Raw genomic sequence first — 23,175 nt, 5'->3', positions numbered from 1 at the left:
CTCTTAGCAACTCCAAACCGCCGTGAGTGGTACGCTTGCCGAGACATTAAAGTCGGACGGTCGAAACCGACATGCTCTTTCAGGAGCATGCAAGATGCGGAGGACGCCAATGACAAGGTCCGAAGGACGAGTGCCACATTTTTCTATATGACGTGATGCTTAGCAATGATGACACTTGTCAGTCGCCTTCGCACGGCAGCGCATCTTGATCGCCTTCGAATAGTGTGGCTTTGCGCGCATGCGGACCTAACTGTCGGTGAACTGGCTGAAGTTCTAGGTCTGCGGCGCGAGCGGATTGTGCACCATGTCCGGCTACTCTCCAGAGCCGAGTTTCTCTGCAGCGACGAACAACACCCGTGGCGCTCGTACCACCTCAAAACGCGAGGCAAGGACAGTGGGCTGGTGCGGTTTCTGGTCGATCTCCTGCCCCACGCCGACGACTGTCATGAACGAGACCTGCAGCGACTCGAAGCGATGCAAAGCGAGCGGTCTAAAGGGTCTTGCCTGATCGTGAAATAGTTCAATCAAGTTGGAGCGCGATCCCTCGATGGACAATTCCGACGACCGCACCGCCCTACCCGACAGATGTGTGCCCTCGCGGTTGGCCGAGGTTGATAGCCGCGTTCACGAACTGCTTCTGAGGCAGGAGCGACAGGAGCGGACGACGCTCAAACTGATCGCTTCGGAGAATTTTGCCTCTTCGGCTGTGCTGGAAGCGACCGGCTCGATTTTCACGAACAAGTACGCCGAGGGGTACCCAGGTGCCCGCTATTACGAGGGAAACGAGATCGTCGATGAGCTTGAGAAGCTCGCCATTGAACGCCTGAAGGCGCTATTTGGCAGCGAACACGCTAACGTCCAACCTTATTCCGGCTCGCCGGCGAACCAAGCTGTGTATCGTGCACTTTTGAGCCCCGGAGACAAAGTGATGGGCTTGCCTCTTCCCAGTGGCGGTCATCTGACTCATGGATGGGCGGTCAACTTCTCAGGAACTGATTATAAACGCGTTCCCTATGGGCTTGACGAAGAGTCCCGGCAAATCGACTATGATCGCTTGCGCGAGACGGCCAAGCGGGAACGGCCAAAACTCATTTGGGTCGGCGGAACTGCTTACCCGCGTGTCTTTGACTACGCCACGATGGCCGAAATCGCGTCGGAGGCGGAATCCTATCTCGTGGCCGACATCGCGCACATCAGTGGCCTGATCGCCGCAGGAGCGCATCCCAATCCCGTAGCATATTGCGACGTCGTCAGCAGCACGTCTCATAAGTCAATACGGGGGCCCCGCGGGGGCTTCATTCTGTCAAAAAATGAAGATCGCTATCAAGCGCTCTATCATCCGGATAGCAAAGTCAATCTCGCCAAGCGACTAGATCGGGCGGTCTTCCCTCAACTGCAAGGCGGGCCTCATATGAATGTCATCGCTGCGCTAGCTGTCGCTTTGCAGGAAGCCGCGAACCCGTCCTTCCGTAGCTACGGTCAACAGATCGTCAAGAATGCCAAGTACCTGGCCCAGGGGCTCATGGAGCGAGGTTATGACCTGGTCACGGGCGGGACTGACAATCACATGCTGATCCTCGATCTTCGGGAGCGACCATTGCCCGGAAAGGCCTATGCCGAGCGACTGGCAAAGGCCGGCATCATTACGAACTTCAATATGGTTCCGGGCGACCGGCGGCATCCGGCGCTCACAAGCGGAATTCGGTTGGGGACGCCCGCGGTAACGTCCATGGGTATGCGCGACGCAGAAATGGTGCAGATCGCTGGCTTCATTGACTGCGTCCTCCGGCGGCCAGACGACCAAGGTCTCCATGCCCGCGTGCGAAAGGACGTTGCCGACCTGTGCACTGCGTTCGAGGTGCCGGGTATCACCGACAGGCAAGGCAGCTGAAGCAAAGCGCCCCGACAACTTTAACACCCGAAACGAGGCATTTCATGGCTAGGCAGTTCGTGTTCTCTTCCGAGTCGGTTGGCGCCGGCCACCCGGATAAGTTGGCCGATAACATCTCGGATTCCATCCTCGATGCGTTGCTCCGCTTCGATCCGAAAGCGCGCGTCGCTTGCGAAACGTTGGTGAAGACATGTGAAGCCTTGGTGAAGACAGGGACGGTCGTTCTCGCTGGCGAAATTACCAGCAATGCAAGGGTGGATTACAGCCAAGTTGCCCGCAATACGATTCTCGATATCGGATATGATGATGAGGCCATCGGTTTTGACGGCCGGCGGTGCTCCGTCGTTGTGGCCATCACCGAGCAGTCGCCCGACATCAGCCTGGGCGTTGACGAGGGCAGAGGGCAGGATCTCGACCAGGGAGCGGGAGATCAGGGCCTCATGTTCGGCTACGCATGCCGCGAGACCGATACTTTGATGCCTTTGCCGATCCAACTCGCCCACTGCCTGACAAAAAGACAGGCGGATGTGCGGAAGGCAGGAGAACTCAGCTGGTTGCGTCCTGACATGAAATCCCAGGTTTCGGTGCGCTATGAAGGCTTGCGCCCCATCGCATTGGACACCATCGTCGTGTCCACGCAACACGATGAGCAGGTATCCCAAGAGACGGTCCGCGAGGGCGTGATTGAGGAAATCATAAAGCCAGTCCTACCGCCCCAGCTGGACACCGAAGGCGTCCGAATTCTGGTCAATCCGACGGGGCGGTTCGTAGTCGGCGGGCCACGCGGCGACTGCGGCCTCACTGGGCGCAAGATCATAGTTGATTCCTACGGCGGGATGGGGCGCCACGGCGGCGGCGCTTTTTCGGGCAAGGACCCGTCCAAGGTTGACCGCTCGGCTGCCTATGCGGCGCGTTATGTCGCGAAGAACATCGTCGCTGCGGGACTTGCGGATATCTGCGAGGTGCAGATTGCTTACGCGATCGGCGTGGCCAGTCCGGTTTCCGTCATGGTCAATACATTCGGGACCGCGAGAATTCAGGAGAAAAGGATCGAGCAACTCATTCTTGAGCTGTTCGACCTCAGACCAAAGGGCATTATCAAGATGCTTGATCTCTTACGCCCGATATACCGCAAGACAGCGACATACGGGCATTTCGGCCGTGAAGAGCCTGAGTTCACCTGGGAGAGGACTGACAGAGCCGACGAATTGCGTCGCGAGGCAGGGCTCGCCGCCCCGTGAGGGCCGGCGCCGAGTCGATTGGGAAGCGAAAAGTCCATTCCAACTGGCCAGACCCGCGCCCGGCCAGCGTGGCAAGAAGCCGGCTCGGGTTTTTGGCGGAGACATTGATGCCGGATTATGACGTGCTTTGCATCGGCAATGCCATTGTCGACATCATCGCCCAGTGCGAGGAGGAATTCCTCGAAACCAACGGCATCATCAAGGGCGCGATGAACCTCATCGATACCCAGCGCGCCGAACTGCTCTACAGCCGCATGGGCCCGGCGATCGAGGCTTCCGGCGGCAGCGCCGGCAACACGGCGGCCGGCGTCGCCTCCTTCGGCGGCCGCGCCGCCTTCTTCGGCAAGGTCTCCGATGATGCGCTGGGCGAAATCTACGCGCACGACATCCATGCGCAGGGCGTCGCGTTCGACACCAAACCGCTCACCGGCGAGCCGCCGACGGCACGCTCGATGATCTTCGTCACGCCCGATGGCGAACGCTCGATGAACACCTATCTCGGCGCCTGCGTCGAGCTCGGACCGGAGGATGTCGAGGCCGATAAGGCATCTGGCGCCAAGGTCACCTATTTCGAGGGCTATCTGTGGGACCCGCCGCGCGCCAAGGAAGCGATCCGGCAGACGGCCAGGCTGGCCCACGCGGCAGGCCGCGAAGTATCGATGACGCTGTCGGATTCCTTTTGCGTCGACCGCTACCGCGACGAGTTCCTCGAGCTGATGCGCTCGGGCACGGTCGACATCGTCTTTGCCAACAGCCACGAGATCAAGTCACTCTACCAGACATCGTCCTTCGACGAGGCGCTGGCGCAAATCCGCAAGGACTGCAAGATCGCTGCCGTGACCCGCTCGGAAAAGGGCTCGGTCATCGTGCGCGGCGACGAGACCGTGGTCATCCAGGCGACGGCGATCCGGGAACTCGTCGACACGACCGGCGCCGGCGACCTCTACGCCGCCGGCTTCCTGCATGGCTACACGCAAGGCCGCGACCTCAAGACCTGCGGCGACCTCGGCTCACTGGCCGCCGGACTGGCGATCCAGCAGATCGGCCCAAGGCCGAGGCAGAACCTGCGCCGCGAGGCGGAGCAAGCCCGGCTGCTCTAGTTGGCGGCAAGACCAGATCCACCCGGTGCGAGCTGTTCAATGAACAGCGGGGGCAAAGAGGGATCTCAGGATCCGAGGCAGCAGGATCAAGGCTATATCGGCACCGTTCAAGACAGGCAGGTGGCGGCGCCCCTGACCCGATCACGCTCATCGTAGCTTGATTGGACGGGAACGTTGATGCCGCGCGTATAGAGGAGGGATCAACAGTCTCCTCTGAGGACTGCTGGGTTGCTGATGTTTCAATCTCGTCCCGACAAAGTGCAGCCCTCCGAATCCCGAAAGCGGAGTCGCATCTCCGCTCTCGAGGGGATCACCGTAGTGCCGTCAATGCCGCCTCGACATCTTTGCTTTCTACACACTCCAGGTGTGCATCAGGGGTGAGATGCAGCAACTCGGACTGGCCCAGCCAGCTGTCGGGTTGAGCGCGGCAGGAAGCACAGCGCCTCGCAGCGCTTTTCGACGCCCCGATATGTCCTGCAGAGGCATCGAAGGTCCTATCCATCGTAGCACTCCCTTCGGCCGCATGGGGCTTCTCCACCCGGCCTCATTTGCTGCGCGCTTCACCCGGCGGACAGCAGACCGCGAAGCCGCCACGGCCGCGAAAATCTCGTGATGGCAAATCGATTGCGCGACCGGCCCGCCATTTTGGCGAGACGTCCAGTGCAGTTGCCTGGCACCGACCTCGCCCCTCATCTCTTAACGGCATGTTTCCTCGTCCTCTCAGCCGGCCGAGCCTCCCGACAGCCGGATAGATGATGACGATCCCCTCCTGGAGAATGTCACGTTTGTAAAGCGTGACGGTCTACGCCGCCTTATTTCCTCCGGCTCTATCGCGTACCGTCTGCGGTTCTGCCGCGCTCGCGGCGAAACGCAGTCACTCTACCGTGCAACACACAATGGAAATACGACAGCCACACCAGAAATGGCGGGGTCTGCGTCAAAGCTTTTTAAGCAAACCCTCGAAGGCGAAACGGTATCTCTTGGTTTTGTGCGTCGAGCAAGCTTAGCCTTTTGGCGCTCTCACGCTTTGAGCGGGCTGGATATCCGCAGCTGGTCCCGTGTGTATGAGTGCAACGTGTGCAGAGCCGGATCTGCCAAATGCGGTCAGAAACTATCTGACCTGAGAAGAGACATGGTCACCTTGCCGATACGTCCATGCGTCTTGGCCTTTGGATTTCAGGAAGGCAGGGACGCGGGCCCCTCGATTCGGGTGAGGATAGCTATGGATGATCGCCCACATGGGATCGGATCGACGCCGCCGATTTGGCAGGCCGCGGGAGGTCGAACAGCGAGCCGACCGGAGTTCTCCATGTCTACTGGGCATCGGGCGGTTCAATGTGTGGTCTGATTTACCAGTCGATCAGCGCGTTCGCAGTTACTCGCTCTCGTTGCGGCCTTTGCAAAAACACCAACATTTCACATAATGACATAAACATTTCTTTATGCGGCATTGACACACGGTTCCCTGCTGTGTTTGTCTGGGTGCCGTGGTTCTCCGTACGGCATTGCCGCACGGAGCTAAGAGGGAAGCCGGTGCGAGGCCGGCGCTGCCCCCGCAACTGTTAGCGAGTGAGCCAACCCCACTCATGTCACTGAGGCGAACAGCCTCGGGAAGACGGGGAGAAGCGATGACCCCGCGAGCCAGGAGACCTGCCACGACGAACTAAGTCCACGGGCGGGGTGTCTCGGTGGCCGCAGCAGTCCGGCGTTCGTGCCGGTCTACGAGGCGCCTTCTTGTCCCCCACGCCCCAACCATCGGGGTATGGCATGACTGTCTCTCAGCAAATTCCTGTGGCAACGCTCGGTGTGCCGCGGTTCGGTCGCCGGCGGGAACTGAAATTCGCGCTTGAAAGCTACTGGTCCGGAAAATCTTCCGCTACTGACCTTCTCACGACGGCGAAAGCGCTGCGTGCCGCCAACTGGGAAGAGCAGCGCGATCGCGGCGTGTCGAAAATTCCGTCGAACGACTTCTCGCTCTACGACCATGTGCTCGACACTGCAGAAATGGTCGGCGCGGTGCCGTCCCGATACGCCTGGAGTGGCGGCGAGCTTCCGCTCGACATCTACTTCGCCATGGCGCGCGGCGACCAAGGCCAGACGGGGAGCTGCGGGCACTCTGATCAGGAGCGTGCGGCTGGCCCTGCCCTGACCGCGATGGAAATGACCAAATGGTTCGACAACAACTATCACTACATCGTGCCGGAACTCGACGATGATCAGACGTTTGCCCTCTCGTCGACGAAACCGGTTGATCACTTCCTCGAGGCTAAAGCCCTCGGCATTCATACACGCCCAGTCATCCTTGGACCTGTCACCTTCCTCAAACTGGCGAAGTCACCTGCCGAGGGTTTCAATCCCATCGCGCTGCTGCCGCGGCTTCTGCCCGTCTACGAGCAGCTCCTGCGGGGGTTGAAACTGTCGGGAGCCGATTGGGTGCAGATCGATGAGCCAGCCCTTGTCCTGGATCTAAACCCGAACGAACGAGCTGCGTATGAATTTGCCTATGGGCAGCTGTCGAAGGCCACTCCCGAACTGAAGATCATGCTGGCTACCTATTTCGGTGCGCTGGGGGACAATCTCGAGACGGCGATTTCGCTGCCAGTGGCCGGCCTGCATCTCGATCTTTCGCGCGCTCCCGAGCAGTTGGAGAGGGTTGGTCGGCTTGCGCCTAAGGACCTGGTGCTGTCGCTTGGCTTGATCGATGGCCGCAACGTCTGGCGCGCGAACCTGCCTGCCATTCTCGACCGCATCAAGCCGATCGTCGCCGGCTGGCCCTTGGACCGCGTCGAAATTGCACCTTCGTGCTCGATGCTGCATGTGCCCATGGACCTTCGCATGGAGACGGCACTTGATGCCACTATAAGCTCGTGGCTCGCCTTCGCGGCGCAGAAGACCGACGAACTGGTGGTGCTGGCGAGGGCGCTGTCCGAAGGCAGGGATGTAGTGGCACACGAGTTGACAGCTTCTGCCGAGGCTGCCGCTGCTCGCGCAGCGTCCGCAAAGGTCCATGATCCGCTTGTTGAAGGTCGGATCGCCGGCATCGACGATAGCATGAAGCAACGAAAGAACCCTTTCCTCGTGCGTTCCACGGTCCAGGCCCGCACGCTGAGCCTGCCCCCGTTCCCAACGACCACCATAGGATCATTCCCGCAGACGACTCGGGTGCGCAAGGCCCGCTCCGCCCACAGGAAGGGTGAGCTCAGCTATCTCGACTACGACAGCTTTCTGCAGAACGAGACCAAGACTGCCATCCGCTGGCAGGAGGAGATCGGGCTGGACGTGCTGGTGCACGGCGAGTTCGAACGAAACGACATGGTACAGCATTTCGGCGAGAAGCTGTCCGGCTTCGCCTTCACCCAGCATGGCTGGGTGCAAAGCTATGGCTCCCGCTACGTGCGTCCCCCGATCATCTTCGGCGATGTATCGCGCCCCAATCCGATGACGGTGCGCTGGTGGGAATTCGCCCAGTCGCTTACGCAAAAGCCAGTCAAGGGAATGCTCACAGGCCCTGTGACCATTCTTAACTGGTCTTTTGTCCGCGACGACATTCCGCGCTCCGAGGTCTGCCGCCAGATCGCCCTCGCCATTCGCGATGAAGTGACGGACCTGGAAAGATCTGGCGCAAAGATAATCCAGATTGACGAGGCGGCGTTTCGCGAAGGCTTGCCGCTGCGCAAGTCCGACTGGCAAGTCTATCTGGACTGGGCGGTCGAATGCTTCCGGCTGGCCTCGACGGGTGTAGAGGACGCGACCCAGATCCACACTCACATGTGTTATTCGGAGTTCAACGCGATCATCGACGCGATCGCTGAGCTGGACGCGGATGTAATTTCGATTGAGACATCGCGCTCGGCGATGGAACTGCTGGACGCCTTTACGAGCACCAAATATCCGAACGAAATCGGGCCCGGAGTCTATGACATACACTCACCGCGCATTCCAGAAGTCGCCGAGATTTCGGCCCTCCTCATGCTTGCACGCGAGCGGCTCTCCGACCGGCAACTTTGGGTAAACCCGGACTGCGGCCTCAAAACGCGCAAATGGGATGAGGTCCGCCCTGCCCTCGTGAACATGGTCGCTGCAGCACGCGCCCTCCGGGATAGAGTGCAGGCCTGAGGCTTTGCCAAGTTGTCGTCGTATGGTGCGTCACCGGCCACCTGGGTGACGCAAATTCCGCGAACCGCCTGGGTTGGCGGAACGTCCTATCAACCGCCTTAGATGAGCTGTCTGAATATTATCTGGCCGCCTCACCTTGGACACTGGCATGGTGCCATCGCGTCGGGCAGACGACGGAAGCGTCGTCTGCCCGTTGATATTAAATCGGACACCTGGTGTTTGTCGCGACCGCCTCGCGGTCTCGCCTCAGTGATGTTCCGTTATACCGTTGGGCTCTCCGAAGCTCAGTCCACTTACTTTCCCAATATCTGCGAGACAGGTCGAGGCGTCGTCGCGGTTTCGGCCGGTAAGATGGGATAGACAACGTCGGGTACTGTTCCGGTCAACGCGTTAAGGAAGGCGACAAGCCGGTCGATTTCTTCTTTCGTCAATTCTTGGCCGAGCTGTGTCTTTCCCATGATGGCGACGGCCTGTTTCAGATCCCACACCTTGCCCGAATGAAAATACGGCGCAGTGAGTGCTACATTGCGCAGCGGCGCCACGCGGAAAACATAAGAATCCTCCGCCTTATTGGTGACTGCAAATCGGCCCTTGTCCCTTTCCGGCAGGACCTCGGGGCTGGGCTTTTCGACAAGGCCGAACGGGTAGTAACCGTCCCCACCTACGTTGACACCGGCATGGCAAGACGCGCAGCCTTTGTCCATGAAGAGCGCCAGACCCTGCTTCTGCTCGGGAGTCATTGCGGCATCATTACCATTGAGGAAATCATCAAAGGGGGCTGGCGTGACAAGCGTCGCCTCAAAGGCTTCGATTGCCTTGGCGAAGTTTTCGAAGGTGACCCGGTCGGCTTCATCTGGGAAAGCTGTGTTGAACCACTCGACATATTGCGGCATCGACTTGAGCGTGGCGATCAGTTGATCCGGCGTGTTGGCCATTTCGCCACTGGCTTGCACTGGACCCTTGGCTTGAGCCTTGAGGTCTTCGGCGCGACCATCCCAGAACTGCGCAATGTTGAAGACAGCGTTCAAAACCGTGGGCGCGTTGCGCGGCCCTTTTTGCCAACCATGGCCGATTGAAGTCTCACGATTGTCATCGCCCCCGGTGGCCAAGTTGTGGCACGAATTGCATGAGAAAACGCCTGATGACGAGACGCGTGGATCGAAGAACAATGCCTTGCCGAGAGCGATTTTCTGCCAGGTGATCGCGTTGTTGGTGACTGCCGGCGTGATGGATGGCAAAGCCTTGAAAGTGGACAGTGCTGTTTCTCTGAGGTGTTCGGGGATCGCTTGATCAGCAAAAGCGGCGGCTGCCAACAAGGCTACTGCCGTCATAGTCAACAGGACTTTCATAGATAATCTCTCCGCGTATTGGTTGGCAGCCATTTTGGGATATGAGATTCGTCAACGCTCTGCGCTGGATCAGTTGAGGAAAGGATCGGATTGTCTGACCGGCAATCCCCACGACAGAAGCCCCAGCGGCCGGAAGTGAGCGCCTTTCTCGATTGGGCTGAAATTCTTGGCACCGATCGCCAGCCCCGAAGCTGGCGCCGAGCCGTATGTCGGATTCTGTTACCCGCCTTCTACTGTGAAGAACTCAGGTCGGCATAGCGCGACGTTTCGATGTTTGGGACGAATTATCCGTTACGCAGCAAATTCTTCTCGACCTCCAGCGGCTGCTGAATGCTTCCGGTCCATTGAACCTTTGCTGCATGGAACCTGCCTTAACGTCTTCCGGGCAGTGCAGAATGTCACAGCCACCGCTGTTTCAAGAGCAAACACCCGCGCGGATCCCCTCAGGTAGGTTCCAGCGGTCCGCTCCCCAATCCTGGCCGAGGTAACGACCCACCAAGATGATGAACCTCAGCCGCTCAATGACTCTCGAACGGATATTCGGTATTTATTCCTCACGTGCACGCCACGGCTTTCGATTGCTCGGCGCGGTCATCAGGAACGTCCGATGAACAGCGAAGGGCGAGTACGGCGCTATGATTGGCACTAATGGATAAGCACTCGCATTAATTCGCTCTCGAGACATTCGTTGTTTTCAGCAACAACCGGTACCATGCGACGCTTCACCGACCGACTATTTTCACCCGCCGTCTGGAGTGTTTCGTGACAGAAGAACCCGAAACAAACATCGACACCCTTGTCGAGCTCACCGCCGATGTCGTATCTGCCTATGTCTCCAACAATCCAGTCCCGGTGGGAGACCTACCCGGTTTAGTCAACCAGGTGCATGCAGCGCTCAAAGACAAGGCGGCGGGCCCTGCGCAGAACAGCCGGAGGCTCTCAAGCCTGCGGTACCAGTCAGGAAATCGGTGACACCCGACTACATCACTTCCCTTGAGGACGGAAAAAAATTCAAGTCGCTGAAGCGCTATCTGTCGACTCACTATGGACTAACGCCGGATGAATATCGCGCCAAATGGGGCCTGCCGGCGGATTAACCTATGGTCGCGCCGAATTACGCCGCGGCGCGCTCGGCCCTGGCCGAGACGATGGGGCTCGGCCGCCAACCGAAGGAGCCGGAAACGGCCGAGCCGGCAAAGCGGCCGCGCAAGAAGGACGCACCTTAATTGGCAATCGAGGTTCGATCTCAAACCTATAGGATCGGCGTAATCTGTGCCCAGCGGACTTATCAGAAGGCGGGCAAACCCGCCCTTCCTTCCAACCATGAACTTCACGTTGCCCCCGCTTCTACCCAGTTTCAGGTCATTTCGGGGGTGGGTTGTGCTCTCCTGGGCGGTGAAGCGACATGGCCTGCTGCCGGTTTTTCGGACACCAGGTTAAGCTAACATAGCTTTCTCCTCGAACTCGACAGGGCTCATATAGCCCAACGTCGAGTGCCGTCGCCGAGGGTTGTAGAAGCCCTCGATGTAATCGAACACGTCGGCCCTAGCGTCATCCCTCCTCCTGTAGACCTTGCGGGTTGTCCGCTCTGTTTTCAGCGACGAGAAGAAGCTCTCCATCGCAGCATTCTCCCATACGTTGCCCGACCGGCTTATCGAGCAGGTGATGCCGTGATGATCGGTCATCAAACGCTGGAACTGCTCGCTCGTATCTTGGCTGCCTTCTCGCGTGTCCGAAAACCTGGCCGAAAAATCTATCTGGGTCTGTTCGCGGATAGTATGTGAGAAGGCAAAGAAAAAGGAAATTTCCCCTATTTTTGCGTCGGTCTGATCAAGTCGCATGGCTCTACGTTCAACGCGATGGCTAGCCGTCCGAGCACACTGACGCTCGCGGAGACACGGGCGCGTTCGATCGAGCCGACGTAACGCATGCTAAGGTCAGCACGGGCTGCCAGCTCTTCCTGCGTCAGATCCTGATCATGGCGCACACGACGCAAGTTTATCGCCATGACCTCCTTGAGATCCATGGCGCGGATACGGACAGAACCGGAACCATCGTTCTAGGAATGTTCGTTCCTATTCGTGTCTGGTTGAGGGTGCGGCTGGGGTATGGAGATACGCGAGCAATTGCGCGGATTACCCGTCGCTGCGCCTACGCAGTCCTGAAGAGTCTTGACCAAACAACCTGCCCGCCTTTCGAAATCGCGTCCATCCTTTGACCCTTAGCCCGGCAGGCGCGGCGCTCGCGCCCGCTTTTTGCCAGCTTGCCAATGCTCATTTCCTCCAGCATAGCGGCGGTTTCAGGCGACCCTGGATCACCAGCACTGCGTCTCGTCATAATCTGCCCAAATGCTTACGCACAATCTGCCAATTTCTGTTTCTCCAGGACGTGCGGAGAACTTCTGGAATTTTCGGTTGAGCATTACCAAAAGGTCGCCAGCCCAAGGAAGAAATGGGCCACGCTTTTGGCCAGGCTGCGGCATCGCTAAATGACTTGAGATGACCCTTTGCATATCGCTGAGTTTGAGGCGACAGTTCCCCAAACGATAATCGTCACAGGGTCGAACCGCTACCGGCAACGTGATGATCGTCCAGGCAGCATTTGTCGTTGTCACTGCAACGGACACACCGGATTTGCTGTTCCTAGTCGGCGGAGCCGCTTCTGCTTTCGCGCCTCGGCTGCGAGGTTGATAGGCCAGGCCGCCTCCTTTTTGTTGAGGTCGACGCTATTCGGCATAGTGCTCCCTTCAAGGAACAAAGCGATAGATGCTCTCGAAGGCCGGATCGCCCGTGCTCGAAAGTGGTAGACGGCGTTGGGATCGCTTCCGAATCCGAAGAATTGGCCTTGCGATTGGCGATGCCTTGGCCGTGAAATGGCTTCAGCCGATCAACGTCATCGGTGCGAAACGACACGGAACGGCGGCCATGTATTCTGGTTTGGGTCGGGCGGCGTCAGACGCGAGAAACGCCGGATTAGCGCGGGCTACGTGGTGGGGAAAATGGTTTGTGCAACGCTCATCGCGTTAAACAATTGGTGTCGAGCCGCCGATGCGAGCGTGTCGTGCCCCGGTGGTGATGGCGGCGCCTCGAACCCCCCGGCGAACGTCAGCCACGATTTGCCGGCCGCGAGCGGCATTGCATCTACCTGTGCCGTGGCCTGATCAAGTCGCATGGATCGACGTTCAATGCGATGGCCAACCGTCCGAGCACACTGATGCTCGCGGAAACACGGGCGCGTTCGATTGAGCCCACGTTAAGCATACTAAGCTCAGCGCGGGCTGCCAGCTCTTCCTGCGTCAGATCATGATCATGGCGCACACGACGCAAGTTGATCGCCATGACCCCCTTGAGATCCATGGCGGAAAACGGACCAGAACAGGACGATCATTATAGGAATGATCGTTCCTATTCGCTGTATTGGGTCGCGAGAGAGTGTGGGCGGTCTTCTGACAAAGCCGTTCACCCCTCCGCTCACGAAACGATGTTCACAGGTCCGCCATGAAGCATGAAACAGTCGACGAGGTACCCTGGTCGGACAGTCTCACGGCTTACGATGAGGCACATTTCACGACTTACATGCAATTTCTGGACGCTGCCGCCGATAACGACAGCTACGAGGAAATGGCACAGCTGATCCTGGGCATCGATCCCGAGCGCGAACCGGAACGCGCCCGAAACGCGGCTAGAAGCCACCTCGACCGCGCGAACTGGTCCATCACGAGCGGTTACAAGGAACTGTTTGCCAACTGAGATGCACGCTATTCAGCGCCTTGTTAAATTAGGACGGTTCGTAGCCGCTATCTGTGCGGTCACGCCGATGGTTCCGACGATCGGTCCAGTCGACCGGACGCGCGCCTGACCGACCAGCACTCCTTCAATGTCCCGATACGAGGCTCAGCGGGTAGCCCATCGATCACAAACACCCTCTGGCCGTCATTGTCCGTCTGCATCACCGCGCCCGCCTCATGCCGGTTGCCAAATGTCGCGCTCGTGCCGCAGTCCGATGCTGCGAATGCTCGCCGAACAAGTTTTAGACCCCACTATCAGGGCAAAGTCCGGTTCGCTCAGGTCTGACGGCGGAAGACCGCCACGGCCAAACAGCAGGGCGCGTCGTCGTGGCCCGGCGGTATCGACCAGGCATGAAAGCCCGGCCTCCCGCGCCCCCAAAACTGCCAGAACGGCGCAGCCGCGAACCTACCGCTAAGCCCACTCCCGAAAACTACCCGATTCAGCGGAATCGCTGTCGGAAGTACTTCGATTGGGACGGCACTTTCGGGCTTTCGGGCGAGCCGTATGGTGATGCCGACCCCCTCTTCAAAATGTCGTCCGTTGTTACGTTGCCCCCGTTGCCGATACCGCCTGAACACTCGCTGAAACAAAATCGATCCAGGCAAGCACCGATATTCGGGAGCGGGTAGTTGACGGATCCGGCGATCAGCGATCGATCCCGGCCATCAGCCAGTCGGGGTAACGATTGCCTGAGACCTTTCCTATTGCGAGCGCTTCGTCGAGCGTCTGCATGTCAGAGGCAGTCAGTTTGACAGTGTCGGCGCCGACATTCTCCTCAAGGTAGGCGGGTCGTTTAGTACCTGGGATCGGGACGATGTCGTCACCCTTGTGCAGCAACCAAGCGAGCGCGATCTGAGCCGGTTTTGCGCCCTTGGCTTCAGCGATGTCGAACACGACCTGAGCCGCCTTCACGTTGCTGTCATAGTTCGAGGCCTGATACCGTTCATCGATCCGGCGGGTATCGCCTTCAGGATATTCCTCGGCGCGTTTGACCCCGCCGGCAAGGAAGCCGCGGCCCAACGGGCAGAAAGGCACCAATCCGATGCCCAGTTCACGAAGTACGGGGATCACCTCCCCCTCAAGGTTGCGCTCCCACAAAGAGTACTCGCTCTGAAGAGCTGAGACCGGGTGCACCGCATGCGCCCGGCGCAGCGTCGCGCCGCCGACTTCCGACAGGCCGAAGAATCGCACCTTGCCCTCGCCCACCAACTCCGCGACCGTACCCGCGACATCCTCAATCGGGACCTCCCGATCGATGCGGTGTTGATACAGCAGATCAATATGGTCGCTTTGGAGCCGCCGCAGGGATCCTTCGACCGCGCGGCGGATCGATTCGGGTCGGCTATCGGTTTCGGCGCCGAGCTGGCGGCCCTTTTTGAAGCGAAAACCGAACTTAGTCGCGATCACCACCTTCTCCCGCCGATCCCGAAAAGCGCGGCCGAGCAGTTCCTCATTTGTGTACGGACCGTAGCCTTCGGCGGTATCGAAGAAATCGCAGCCAAGCTCGATCGACCGGTGCAGAGTGGCGATCGACCCCTCCTCTTCCGCTGGCCCGTAGTACTGGCTCATTCCCATGCAACCGAGGCCGATCGCGCCAACCCGCAGGCCTCGCATACCCAGTCGCCGCTTGCTCAATGTCATGGATTCCTCCTTGTGAAAACGTGTGAAGCAAGAGATTTCGCCGCTGGATATTCTCAGAGGCGAACACGCCGCTCTGGTTCGCGACAGGCGATCTGTGACCCGGCGCGGCTATCGTTGGTATTGCACAGCTACCCTGATGTTGGTCCCGTCGATGTAAGGACGGTGTTCTGCGGCGCGGTAGGACAATCACCTAGATCGGCGACGGCCGCTTCCCTTGCAGACGATGTGGAGAACCTGCTTTTGACGGCGAGATGGCACCTTTATATCGGCTTCATCAAAATCGCCCAATTCTGTATCAGCTTGACTCTGTGTACTCACTCACCCGAGACTACTTACCGCCAACTAACAGCTCGAATAGCGGCGCCAACGTGGGCTGCTTGTCGAGATCGCGGATAAAGTCTCCGATCAACCCGAGTTGTTTCTCAGAGAACGGCAACATCGACATCTCGCTGCAATCCTTAAGTTTCCGTATGCCATCGACCAGCGAAGCTGGGTTTTCCGGATGTCCGAATGGCTTGTCCACACGAACAAATTGTTCTGATCCATTCTTTAATCTTACTTTAATGTTTGTCGGCGAATTCCCATACTGTCCGTGAGTGCGTTCGATCTCCGGATCAACCTCCACCTTGGTAACGGCCATAATACGACGCACGTCCGGATCCTGCAGCGCTTCGGGACGGAAATCGCCAATTGCAACTCTGCCATATTGCGCGGCGACAGAGATGGCGTAGGGCAGACTGTAACGCGCTACAATCGGGTCCCTTGGGTTCCACTTTTGGTCGTGCGGCTGAGCCACGAGACTTTCAGCGCGGTGATTCAACCCAAGCTCGATTGAAACAATATCATCGCCCCGGAAGTTGTGCTTCTCTCGCAACTGCAGTAGCCCGTCGATCCCGAAATGATTACACTTGCAGGAGGGCCAGGGTTTGAAGCCCATGGAAGCGTTCACATAATCATGGCCGAGTTTGTTCATAAGCATATCTAAGTCGAACTCAGGTTCGAAGGCCTTGTAGAAACCATATTTCCCAAAGAACGGTTCCCGCGGGCCATTGAAGCCCACCATAGCTGATAGGGCCGATTCAATTCCCGAGCGGGCCCGCAATCCCTGCTGCAGCGCTACAGTGTGGGCACCTTCTTCATACATCTGGTATTCGCCGGCAGCATGGGCGTAAGCAATTCCGAACGCATTCCGGGTTTTTTCTTCATCGAGCCGCAGCAATTTGGTACTACTGGCAGCAGCACCCCAGACAGCGACCATGTTGTCGCGGCCTGTATTTGAAGAATATGTGGTAACGCTACGCGCGAGACGCACATGCAGATCGATAGCTGTTGCGATCGCGGCCAGCAATTCTCTTCCAGTAATAGAAGGATCCCGTTCGGCGAGTGCTAGGGCCGGAGGAACATCATACGAGCTTGCGTGGCAACCATTGATATAAATCTCATACGTCTCATCAAAATCGAGGGCTCTTGCAGTAGTCGCATTAACAAGAGCTGCCAAGCTGGAAGGAAGCTTCTCCCCAGAAATCCAAACTGTGCATTCTGGCTTGCCGCCCGATAACGCGCCCAGATCGCGAGAAATGTGGGCGATAGGATCATTCGATCCGCCGATCGCGCACGCGATAGTGTCCAGGATCGAAAGCTTCGCGCGTTCTATTGCCTTGTCAGGTATCATCTCGAACTCTGAATTTACAACGTGCCGAATGATCTGCGTTGTTGCATCCATTGCCATACCACCATGAAATATTATGCTTCTGATACCCAGAACATACTCCCTTGGGAGCGGCTGATTGTTCTGTTTCGCCAAGCGAGTCGCCTGTTCGATCGATGTCATTGATTGAATGCATTTAACCTCGAGAGATGTCTGGTGCCGCATCCGCCCCGAAATGTCACAGTTGCTCCAGGCGACGGGTGGGCATTGGAACGCCGGCTTCCGCAAAGAATTGACGTTGAGTAAACGGATCGCAACATCTTCAGTCGATTTCTTTTTCGGTCCTCGTAGATCGAAGTTCGGTAGGGTTTACTGTCGCATCAGCTGACACGTCGAAGTCCGTAAAGTCAGTAATGCCAATAACGTCACAGTTCATACGCAATTGGGACATTAACGGGCCAGCACATCGAAAATTGACAGCCAATACCGATTGCCTCTATTTTTTCCGCCGCCCTTGGGCCCTCAACAGGGATGGCCGTTTTCATGCCATTGGGGCCGACCTCCGTCGCGTGCCGTGCCTAAGCAGGCGCTGGCTTAAATTGTTCGTGACCTCAGGCTTGCTGGACGATACCACGGTCGACGCGCCTCAATTGCGAAAGTTCTGCAAAGTTATTGATGTACATAATTACAACAATTTGCTTGACAGAGCTGCCGGCGATTTGGCGCTGCCTTCTACATTCGCTGGGAACCTGCCAGGCAAAGTCTGGAGCGGGCTAGCGATTCAGGATTTGATGGAATCAAAGGGGATTGAACGAAGGCGAGGCGTATCGACAGGTCAATATCGGCCATCTTGGACGCGTCGAGCGCCGCACGATGAGCGCCATCGAACTGTGCCGGACCGCCGAACTGGGCGGCCATGTGGAGGGCTGCCGGTCCTGCGGGGCGATCCGCGTGGCCTACAATTCCTGCCGCAACCGGCATTGCCCCAAGTGCCAGGGGCAGGCCTGCCGGGACTGGCTCGCCGCGCGGCAGGACGAGCTTCTTCCGGTTGCCTACTTCCACGTGGTGCTCACACTGCCGGCCGAGGTTGCCGCGATCGCCTTCCAGAATAAGGCGGCGGTCTACACGATCCTGTTCAAGGCCGCGGCCGAGACGCTGCGCACGATCGCCGCGGATTCCAGGCATCTCGGCGCAGAGATCGGTCTCATCGCGGTGTTGCACAGCTGGGCCAAACGCTCACCTACCATCCCCACATCCATTGTATCGTGCCGGGCGGTGGTTTGTCGCCCGACGGCACGCGATGGATCCCCTGCCGGCCGGGGTTCTCCCTGCCCGTGCGCGTGCTGTCGCGTCTGTTCCGCCGGCGCTTTCTGGAGGAGCTGCGAGCGGCCCATGATGGGGGGCGGCTGGGCTTCTTCGGCGATCTCGCCCACCTGGCAAAGCCCGATGCCTTCGCCCGCTTGCTCGCCGAGGCTCGTCGCCGTCAATGGGTCGTCTACGCCAAGCCGCCCTTCGGCGGGCCGAAGCAGGTGCTGGCCTATCTCGGCCGCTACACCCATCGCGTCGCCATTGCCAATTCCCGACTGATCAGCACGGCCGACGATCGGATCGCATTCCGCTGGCGGGACTATCGCCATCGCGGCAAGACCAAGATCATGACGCTCGACGCGCATGAGTTCATCCGCCGCTTCCTGCTGCACACGCTGCCCGACGGCTTCCATCGCATCCGCCACTACGGCTTCCTCGCCAATGGTCATCGCGCTGCCAGGCTCGACCTGTGCCGCAGGCTTCTGGCCAACCCGCAGCAGGACGACCTCCAAGCGGATGCCGAAAGCGCCGCCGCCGAGCCCCTTGCGGCAGCGCACCGCTGCCCAAGGAGTCCGGCCGTGACGGCTGAGGCTGGTCCAGTTACTCGGCAGGCCAGAATCGTCAAAACCTTACCACCTTACTACGTCGCAAAAATTATGTTTGTGTGAAGCGTTAGTTTATCTCGCATTGCAGAATTGTAGTGTTGTTGATAACCAGGCAGGCCGACAGATTTGCAGGCCTCCATCGCCAAACGGAAGCACGTTGGCAACAAAAGCCAGGGGTTCAGGCAGCATACCGGCGCCCTGACGGTGGCTGCGGTCAACCGGCTTGGATCATCCCGCTCGCGACGATTGCTCGGTGAGGAGGTCGAGCTGCTGTGTGTGCTGTATCGGCAAGCGGGACGGCTGCCGTGGGTAGATTGTGTTGAAAAGCCTGGCTTGAAACCGTTCTGAAGCACTGATTCAGTCTCCTTGGTGAAGGGAGATTGAGTCGATGATGGGCGAGCGGACCGTGATGCAGGAGGCGCTGTTCCACGAGTTCAGCATCGAACCTCACGTGCCATCAGACCATCTGCTTCGCTCGATTGATCGGTTCGCCGACCTGTCCGAGCTGCGCTCGCATCTGCGACCGTTCTACAGCGAGATCGGCCGGCCCTCGATCGATCCGGAGCTAAGATCCGGATGCTGATCGTCGGTTACTGCTTCGGCATCCGCTCCGAGCGCCCGCTCTGCGAGGAAGGGCATCGGAATCTCGCCTATCGCTGGTTTTGCCGGCTTGGCTTGGAGGGTGATGTCCCGGACCATTCCACTTTCTCCAAGAACCGGCACGGCCGCTTTCGCGACAGCGATCTGCTGCGCGAGCTGTTCGAGACTGCGGTGCGCCGCGGCATCGAAGAAGGTCTCGTCGGCAACGAGGACTTCACCGACCTGCGCGTGCTGCGTCACGCCTGGCAGCGCGTAGCCTCCTACCGAGGCCGACGCAGGGCTGGGATCGACGGGATCACCGTGGGCCGCATCCGGAATGGGATCGGTGAGCAACGCTTCCTCGAAGGGCTTCAGGCGAATTGCGCTCCCGCGCATATCGACCCGCCTGCGCGGCGCAAGCTCATCCCCAAGGCCGGTAAACCGGGGCAATTCCGGCCCCTGGGTATTCCCACGATCAAGGATCGCGTCGTTCAAGGCGCGGTCAAAACACTTCTGGAGCCGATATTCAAGGCGCGGTTTTGGCATGTCTCCTATGGGTTTCGACCCGGACGGAGCACGCATGGCGCCTTGGACCATACTCGCGGTAAAAGAGACCGCGATTTGCATCGTCGATGAAACCGGCAAGATCTGCCGGGAGACAAAAGTGGAGAGCCATCCCGAGGATCTTGTGCGGATGCTCTCGGATTTTGCCTGGACCTCTGAGCGGATCGGGCTCGAAGCCGGGCCGTTGTCGCAATGGCTGTTCACCGGCCTGGCTGGAGCCGGCCTGCCGGTGGTATGCATCGAAACCCGCCACACCAAGGCCTTCCTGGAGGCGCAGCCGAACAAATCCGACCGCATTGACGCCCGTGGCATTGCCCAGATGATGCGGGGCAACCTGTTTCGCCCGGTCCATGACAAGACATTGAAAAGCCCAGAAGCGCCGGGCCCTGCTGATGGCGCCAAGCTCCTGCAGGATAAGGCGATCGCAATCGAAAACGACATCCGCGGGCTGTTGCGCTACTTCGGTCTCAAGGTTCGGATGATCGGCGCCGTCAAGTTCGAGCACCGCATCCGCGAGCTCACCGAAGGCATGCCCGATCTCGCCGAAATCGTCGAACCGCTGCTCGAGGCGCGCAGCAAGCTTCGCGAGACGTTTGCAGCGCTTCACCGCAAGCTGCTTGCCATCGTCCGCGACGATGCGGTCTGCCGGCGGCTGACGACGATACCGGGCGTCGGTCCGGTGGTGGCGCTGGCCTATACGGCGACCATCGACATTCCGGCCTGCTTCCGCAATTCCAAGGCGGTCGGACCGATCTTGGGACTGACGCCGGTGCTCCATTAGGCGGGCGAAAGCCGCCGCATCGGCCGGATATCCCCGCTGCGGCGACGGCATGATGCGAACGCTGCTTTACCAAGCCGCGCAGACGCTGCTAACGCGCGTGACGAAATGGTCGTGGCCGAGGGGGTGGGCGATGAACGTCGCCAGGGGGCTCGGCCGACAGAAGGCAATTGTCGCATTGGCTCGCCGGCTGGCGGTGATCATGCATCGCATGGGCGCGACGGCACAGAGTTCCGCTGGACGCGACAAGACATCATGCCGAAGGCCGCCTGATCGTGCGCCCGACCATTGCAGCCTGCCGGCGCGCACAGTGGCCCGTCAAGGGCAAGACGCGGCGCGCTGACCTTCGGCCACCCTTGACCGGCCACTGTGCGCGCCGGCCGAACCGAAACCAGGTCGGGGACGGTCGAACACGAAGACGAAACATGATCGCACAGCCAGCGTGACAAGGATCACGCGATAAGGTTCCACCAGCCGGTGGAAAGAGTAGTTCGCGAGGTTGCAGTACCGGTCGCATCACAAAGATCAGGACGCGTCCGAGATTGTTCCGCCTCATTCTTCTGATCCCATCAAGGCGACGGCCGAGCGCCGATCCCAGAGAAGCAAGACCCCGCGAAAGACCTCGGATGCTGGCGAAGCGGAAAGCTCGAGAAGCGCTTGACTTCAACACGCCGAATAGAGGAGCAACCCTCGAGGAATGCCCACCGCGTCCGACGTGCCTGGTCAGAGTCGGTGTCGTACCGAAAGCTCCAGTTGGGGTATATGCATTGCATCGGCCAATGCGCCGCAAACACTGCCCCTACGCCGCCAGATCAGGCTGACGGCTGCGTGCCCCCGGGGTATGGCCCGCCGTCGGCTCCTGCCACACCTTGCCATCGAGTTCATATGTCAACAAGCACAGCCCGACCAGCCTCGACGATTGGCAGCACATTGCCCCGTGTCAAGCCTATTTTAATCGAAGCCGCGGGCCTTCGGGGCAAGCTCCGTTGCTCGTGGTCCCTCCTTGGTGAGGCGTATTGGATGAAGCATTTCGTCCGCCAATTTACCGCAAGAAACGCAATAATTGGACTATAAGCGAATTTGGATGAAGCATTTCGTCCGCCAATTTACCGCAAGAAACGAAATAATTGGACTACAAGCGAATTATGCAATCCATCACAGTGTTACTGTTCACGCTCTGCGAAAATCTTTTTCCAATAAATCTTGATATATTTTCGTTTAATATAACCGATATCCTCTATGTCATTATCCCGAACAGCTACCAACAGCTCTGAAATTTCCATTTTTAGCAATCCAACCGTGTCTGTCCCTAGGTCACGAGACATACCGTACCACGATCCAGCTATCCTGAAGTAGAGGTTGTTCCATATATCGAGGAAACTCTTGTTCCATATAAAATCTCCGACGGCGAAGTGCAGCATATGATTTATTCGCCAATGCCCGCTCACATCGCAATTGTCCGCCAATTGATCACACTGGTGAAGCAACGCTTCTAGAACAGCTACATCTGCGGGGGTGGCATCACGCGTTCCGATGCGACCAAAAAGCAGCGCCATTTCGATTCTGAGATCGATAAGCTCACGCAGTTGCACGGAATCAAGGGTTGTGACGAAAGTGCCAACGCCATTCCTGACTTCAACTAGCCCCTCAATCGACAACCGCTGGAACGCTTCACGAACCGGTGTCCTACTTACACCAAACTCAACGGCAATATCATTCTCTCGAAGCATCGTACTGGGCACATACTCAAGAAGGCAGATGCGGTCTCTCAACAAGTCGTGAATCGCGATCGCGCTTACCCTTTTTGACTGGTCGTCTTTGCTCAAGTTGCAAACTCCATGATCATGTGACGGCGCGGTCTTCGAAGAGCATCTGACCAGCCCCAACCTTGTGAACTGAAGAACGGAGCGTCCAGGCTTAAGATGCTATTCCCGCGTTAACGGCGGGATCAAATGACGTGCCGCTGAATAGCGTCATCCGACCAAACTATAGTTTCGTCTTGAGACAGTTCGACGGGTTGGCTGATAGCTCGATTGGCATTACGGAACTAGCAGCCGATCTCAGATAAGCATGCACGTTCCGAAATCTACCCTCACCATCCCCGTCCCAGTGCCGGCCACGAGACCAGTCTTCTGGAACTGCACTTCACTCCGAAGCCCCGGTTGGGACCCATTCGTTTTGTCTTTTCCCAGCAGGATCTGGATATTCGTTGTTGAGATTTCATTCAAATTTTAATGAGCACAACACCCGAGTCGATTTTAACTTCGTAACGATTGAGATCGACGCAAGCAGGTAAGACTAGCGCCTCGCCGGTACGGTAGTCAAAGGTTCCAAAATGCTTAGGGCATTCAATGATGTTACCGTCCACGATGCCGTCAGCAAGATGGACCTTCTCGTGACTACAGTGTCCATCGATTGCGAAGAAGTTTCCATCTGGAGATCTTATAATTGCGAACGAGCGCCCGCAGTGATCGAACCTCACGGCTTCTTCAGGCGCTAACGCGTCCGAGGCACAAGCCTGCACCCACTGTCCCGCGTTCGTCATTTCTCTTCCTCTAGATATGGCT

At 58.4% G+C, this 23,175-nt stretch carries 13 protein-coding genes, 5 pseudogenes and 1 riboswitch; of the genes and pseudogenes, 10 read left to right on the top strand and 8 right to left on the bottom strand.

Annotated elements, in window-relative coordinates; genetic code table 11:
- Positions 1-547: 547 nt before the first annotated feature.
- The 4 genes from AC0ZT5_RS31775 to metE all read left to right on the top strand — a co-directional run bounded on the left by AC0ZT5_RS31775 (position 548) and on the right by metE (position 8,348).
- Complete coding sequence (locus AC0ZT5_RS31775) at positions 548-1,891, top strand: serine hydroxymethyltransferase (RefSeq protein ID WP_488499631.1); 1,344 nt, start codon at positions 548-550, stop codon at positions 1,889-1,891.
- A 44-nt stretch (positions 1,892-1,935) separates the two neighbouring features.
- The gene (metK, locus tag AC0ZT5_RS31770) at positions 1,936-3,132 is read left to right on the top strand and encodes a methionine adenosyltransferase (protein ID WP_488499630.1); all 1,197 of its coding nucleotides are present in this window, start codon (positions 1,936-1,938) and stop codon (positions 3,130-3,132) included.
- 107 nt (positions 3,133-3,239) lie between these two features.
- Positions 3,240-4,232 (top strand): adenosine kinase, encoded by a 993-nt coding sequence (locus tag AC0ZT5_RS31765; protein ID WP_488499629.1) that lies wholly within the window; start codon positions 3,240-3,242, stop codon positions 4,230-4,232.
- 1,471 nt (positions 4,233-5,703) lie between these two features.
- A riboswitch (cobalamin riboswitch) is annotated at positions 5,704-5,904 on the top strand.
- 119 nt (positions 5,905-6,023) lie between these two features.
- Complete coding sequence (gene metE / locus AC0ZT5_RS31760; RefSeq protein ID WP_488499650.1) at positions 6,024-8,348, top strand: 5-methyltetrahydropteroyltriglutamate--homocysteine S-methyltransferase; 2,325 nt, start codon at positions 6,024-6,026, stop codon at positions 8,346-8,348.
- Between the two features lie 293 nt (positions 8,349-8,641).
- Here metE and AC0ZT5_RS31755 read toward each other — a convergent pair whose 3' ends face one another.
- Positions 8,642-9,697 (bottom strand): cytochrome-c peroxidase, encoded by a 1,056-nt coding sequence (locus AC0ZT5_RS31755; protein WP_488499628.1) that lies wholly within the window; start codon positions 9,695-9,697, stop codon positions 8,642-8,644.
- A 762-nt stretch (positions 9,698-10,459) separates the two neighbouring features.
- Between AC0ZT5_RS31755 and AC0ZT5_RS31750 the strand changes: the two are divergent.
- Together AC0ZT5_RS31750 and AC0ZT5_RS31745 are read left to right on the top strand one after the other, a co-directional pair.
- Positions 10,460-10,794 (top strand): annotated as a pseudogene (locus AC0ZT5_RS31750) (Ros/MucR family transcriptional regulator).
- A 3-nt stretch (positions 10,795-10,797) separates the two neighbouring features.
- On the top strand, positions 10,798-10,923 hold the full coding sequence (locus AC0ZT5_RS31745; protein WP_488499627.1) for a hypothetical protein: 126 nt from the start codon (positions 10,798-10,800) through the stop codon (positions 10,921-10,923).
- A gap of 210 nt (positions 10,924-11,133) precedes the next feature.
- On the opposite strand, the pseudogene AC0ZT5_RS31740 reads toward AC0ZT5_RS31745, so the two are convergent.
- The 3 genes and pseudogenes from AC0ZT5_RS31740 to AC0ZT5_RS31730 all read right to left on the bottom strand — a co-directional run.
- A pseudogene (locus AC0ZT5_RS31740) lies at positions 11,134-11,421 on the bottom strand (IS3 family transposase); the annotation flags it as partial.
- Positions 11,422-11,507: 86 nt separating this feature from the next.
- Positions 11,508-11,723: a helix-turn-helix domain-containing protein gene (locus AC0ZT5_RS31735; RefSeq protein WP_488499626.1), complete on the bottom strand. Its 216-nt coding sequence runs from the start codon at positions 11,721-11,723 to the stop codon at positions 11,508-11,510.
- A gap of 1,114 nt (positions 11,724-12,837) precedes the next feature.
- Positions 12,838-13,053, bottom strand: a complete 216-nt coding sequence (locus AC0ZT5_RS31730; protein WP_488499625.1) for a helix-turn-helix domain-containing protein — start codon at positions 13,051-13,053, stop codon at positions 12,838-12,840.
- Positions 13,054-13,194: 141 nt separating this feature from the next.
- On the opposite strand from AC0ZT5_RS31730, the gene AC0ZT5_RS31725 reads away from it, so the two are divergent.
- Complete coding sequence (locus AC0ZT5_RS31725) at positions 13,195-13,446, top strand: hypothetical protein (protein WP_488499624.1); 252 nt, start codon at positions 13,195-13,197, stop codon at positions 13,444-13,446.
- 684 nt (positions 13,447-14,130) lie between these two features.
- On the opposite strand, the gene AC0ZT5_RS31720 is transcribed toward AC0ZT5_RS31725, so the two are convergent.
- Both AC0ZT5_RS31720 and AC0ZT5_RS31715 read right to left on the bottom strand, forming a co-directional pair.
- Positions 14,131-15,126 (bottom strand): aldo/keto reductase, encoded by a 996-nt coding sequence (locus AC0ZT5_RS31720; RefSeq protein ID WP_488499623.1) that lies wholly within the window; start codon positions 15,124-15,126, stop codon positions 14,131-14,133.
- 328 nt (positions 15,127-15,454) lie between these two features.
- Positions 15,455-16,930 (bottom strand): MmgE/PrpD family protein, encoded by a 1,476-nt coding sequence (locus AC0ZT5_RS31715; protein ID WP_488499622.1) that lies wholly within the window; start codon positions 16,928-16,930, stop codon positions 15,455-15,457.
- Between the two features lie 651 nt (positions 16,931-17,581).
- On the opposite strand from AC0ZT5_RS31715, the pseudogene AC0ZT5_RS31710 reads away from it, so the two are divergent.
- The 3 pseudogenes from AC0ZT5_RS31710 to AC0ZT5_RS31700 all read left to right on the top strand — a co-directional run bounded on the left by AC0ZT5_RS31710 (position 17,582) and on the right by AC0ZT5_RS31700 (position 20,881).
- Positions 17,582-18,750, top strand: a pseudogene (locus AC0ZT5_RS31710) (IS91 family transposase).
- Between the two features lie 325 nt (positions 18,751-19,075).
- Positions 19,076-19,503: pseudogene (locus AC0ZT5_RS31705) on the top strand (transposase); the annotation flags it as partial.
- Between the two features lie 343 nt (positions 19,504-19,846).
- A pseudogene (locus AC0ZT5_RS31700) lies at positions 19,847-20,881 on the top strand (IS110 family RNA-guided transposase).
- A gap of 890 nt (positions 20,882-21,771) precedes the next feature.
- Here the strand turns inward: AC0ZT5_RS31700 and AC0ZT5_RS31695 are convergent.
- Both AC0ZT5_RS31695 and AC0ZT5_RS31690 read right to left on the bottom strand, forming a co-directional pair.
- On the bottom strand, positions 21,772-22,434 hold the full coding sequence (locus tag AC0ZT5_RS31695; protein ID WP_488499621.1) for a GntR family transcriptional regulator: 663 nt from the start codon (positions 22,432-22,434) through the stop codon (positions 21,772-21,774).
- Positions 22,435-22,832: 398 nt separating this feature from the next.
- Entirely contained in the window at positions 22,833-23,153 is a 321-nt protein-coding gene (locus AC0ZT5_RS31690; RefSeq protein WP_488499620.1) for a MocE family 2Fe-2S type ferredoxin, read from the bottom strand.
- Positions 23,154-23,175: the final 22 nt, after the last annotated feature.

This window comes from Mesorhizobium sp. CNPSo 4670 (assembly GCF_057784235.1).
Note: the sequence above shows the minus strand (reverse complement) of the source record. Positions and strands in the feature narration are given on the sequence as shown.

Excerpts from the sequence above, each read along its gene's own strand:
- AC0ZT5_RS31775 (WP_488499631.1), top strand. The coding sequence starts at position 548 with ATGGACAATTCCGACGACCGCACCGCCCTACCCGACAGATGTGTGCCC.
- metK (WP_488499630.1), top strand. The coding sequence starts at position 1,936 with ATGGCTAGGCAGTTCGTGTTCTCTTCCGAGTCGGTTGGCGCCGGCCAC.
- AC0ZT5_RS31765 (WP_488499629.1), top strand. The coding sequence starts at position 3,240 with ATGCCGGATTATGACGTGCTTTGCATCGGCAATGCCATTGTCGACATC.
- AC0ZT5_RS31755 (WP_488499628.1), bottom strand. The coding sequence starts at position 9,697 with ATGAAAGTCCTGTTGACTATGACGGCAGTAGCCTTGTTGGCAGCCGCC.
- AC0ZT5_RS31745 (WP_488499627.1), top strand. The coding sequence starts at position 10,798 with ATGGTCGCGCCGAATTACGCCGCGGCGCGCTCGGCCCTGGCCGAGACG.
- AC0ZT5_RS31735 (WP_488499626.1), bottom strand. The coding sequence starts at position 11,723 with ATGGATCTCAAGGAGGTCATGGCGATAAACTTGCGTCGTGTGCGCCAT.
- AC0ZT5_RS31730 (WP_488499625.1), bottom strand. The coding sequence starts at position 13,053 with ATGGATCTCAAGGGGGTCATGGCGATCAACTTGCGTCGTGTGCGCCAT.
- AC0ZT5_RS31725 (WP_488499624.1), top strand. The coding sequence starts at position 13,195 with ATGAAGCATGAAACAGTCGACGAGGTACCCTGGTCGGACAGTCTCACG.
- AC0ZT5_RS31720 (WP_488499623.1), bottom strand. The coding sequence starts at position 15,126 with ATGACATTGAGCAAGCGGCGACTGGGTATGCGAGGCCTGCGGGTTGGC.
- AC0ZT5_RS31690 (WP_488499620.1), bottom strand. The coding sequence starts at position 23,153 with ATGACGAACGCGGGACAGTGGGTGCAGGCTTGTGCCTCGGACGCGTTA.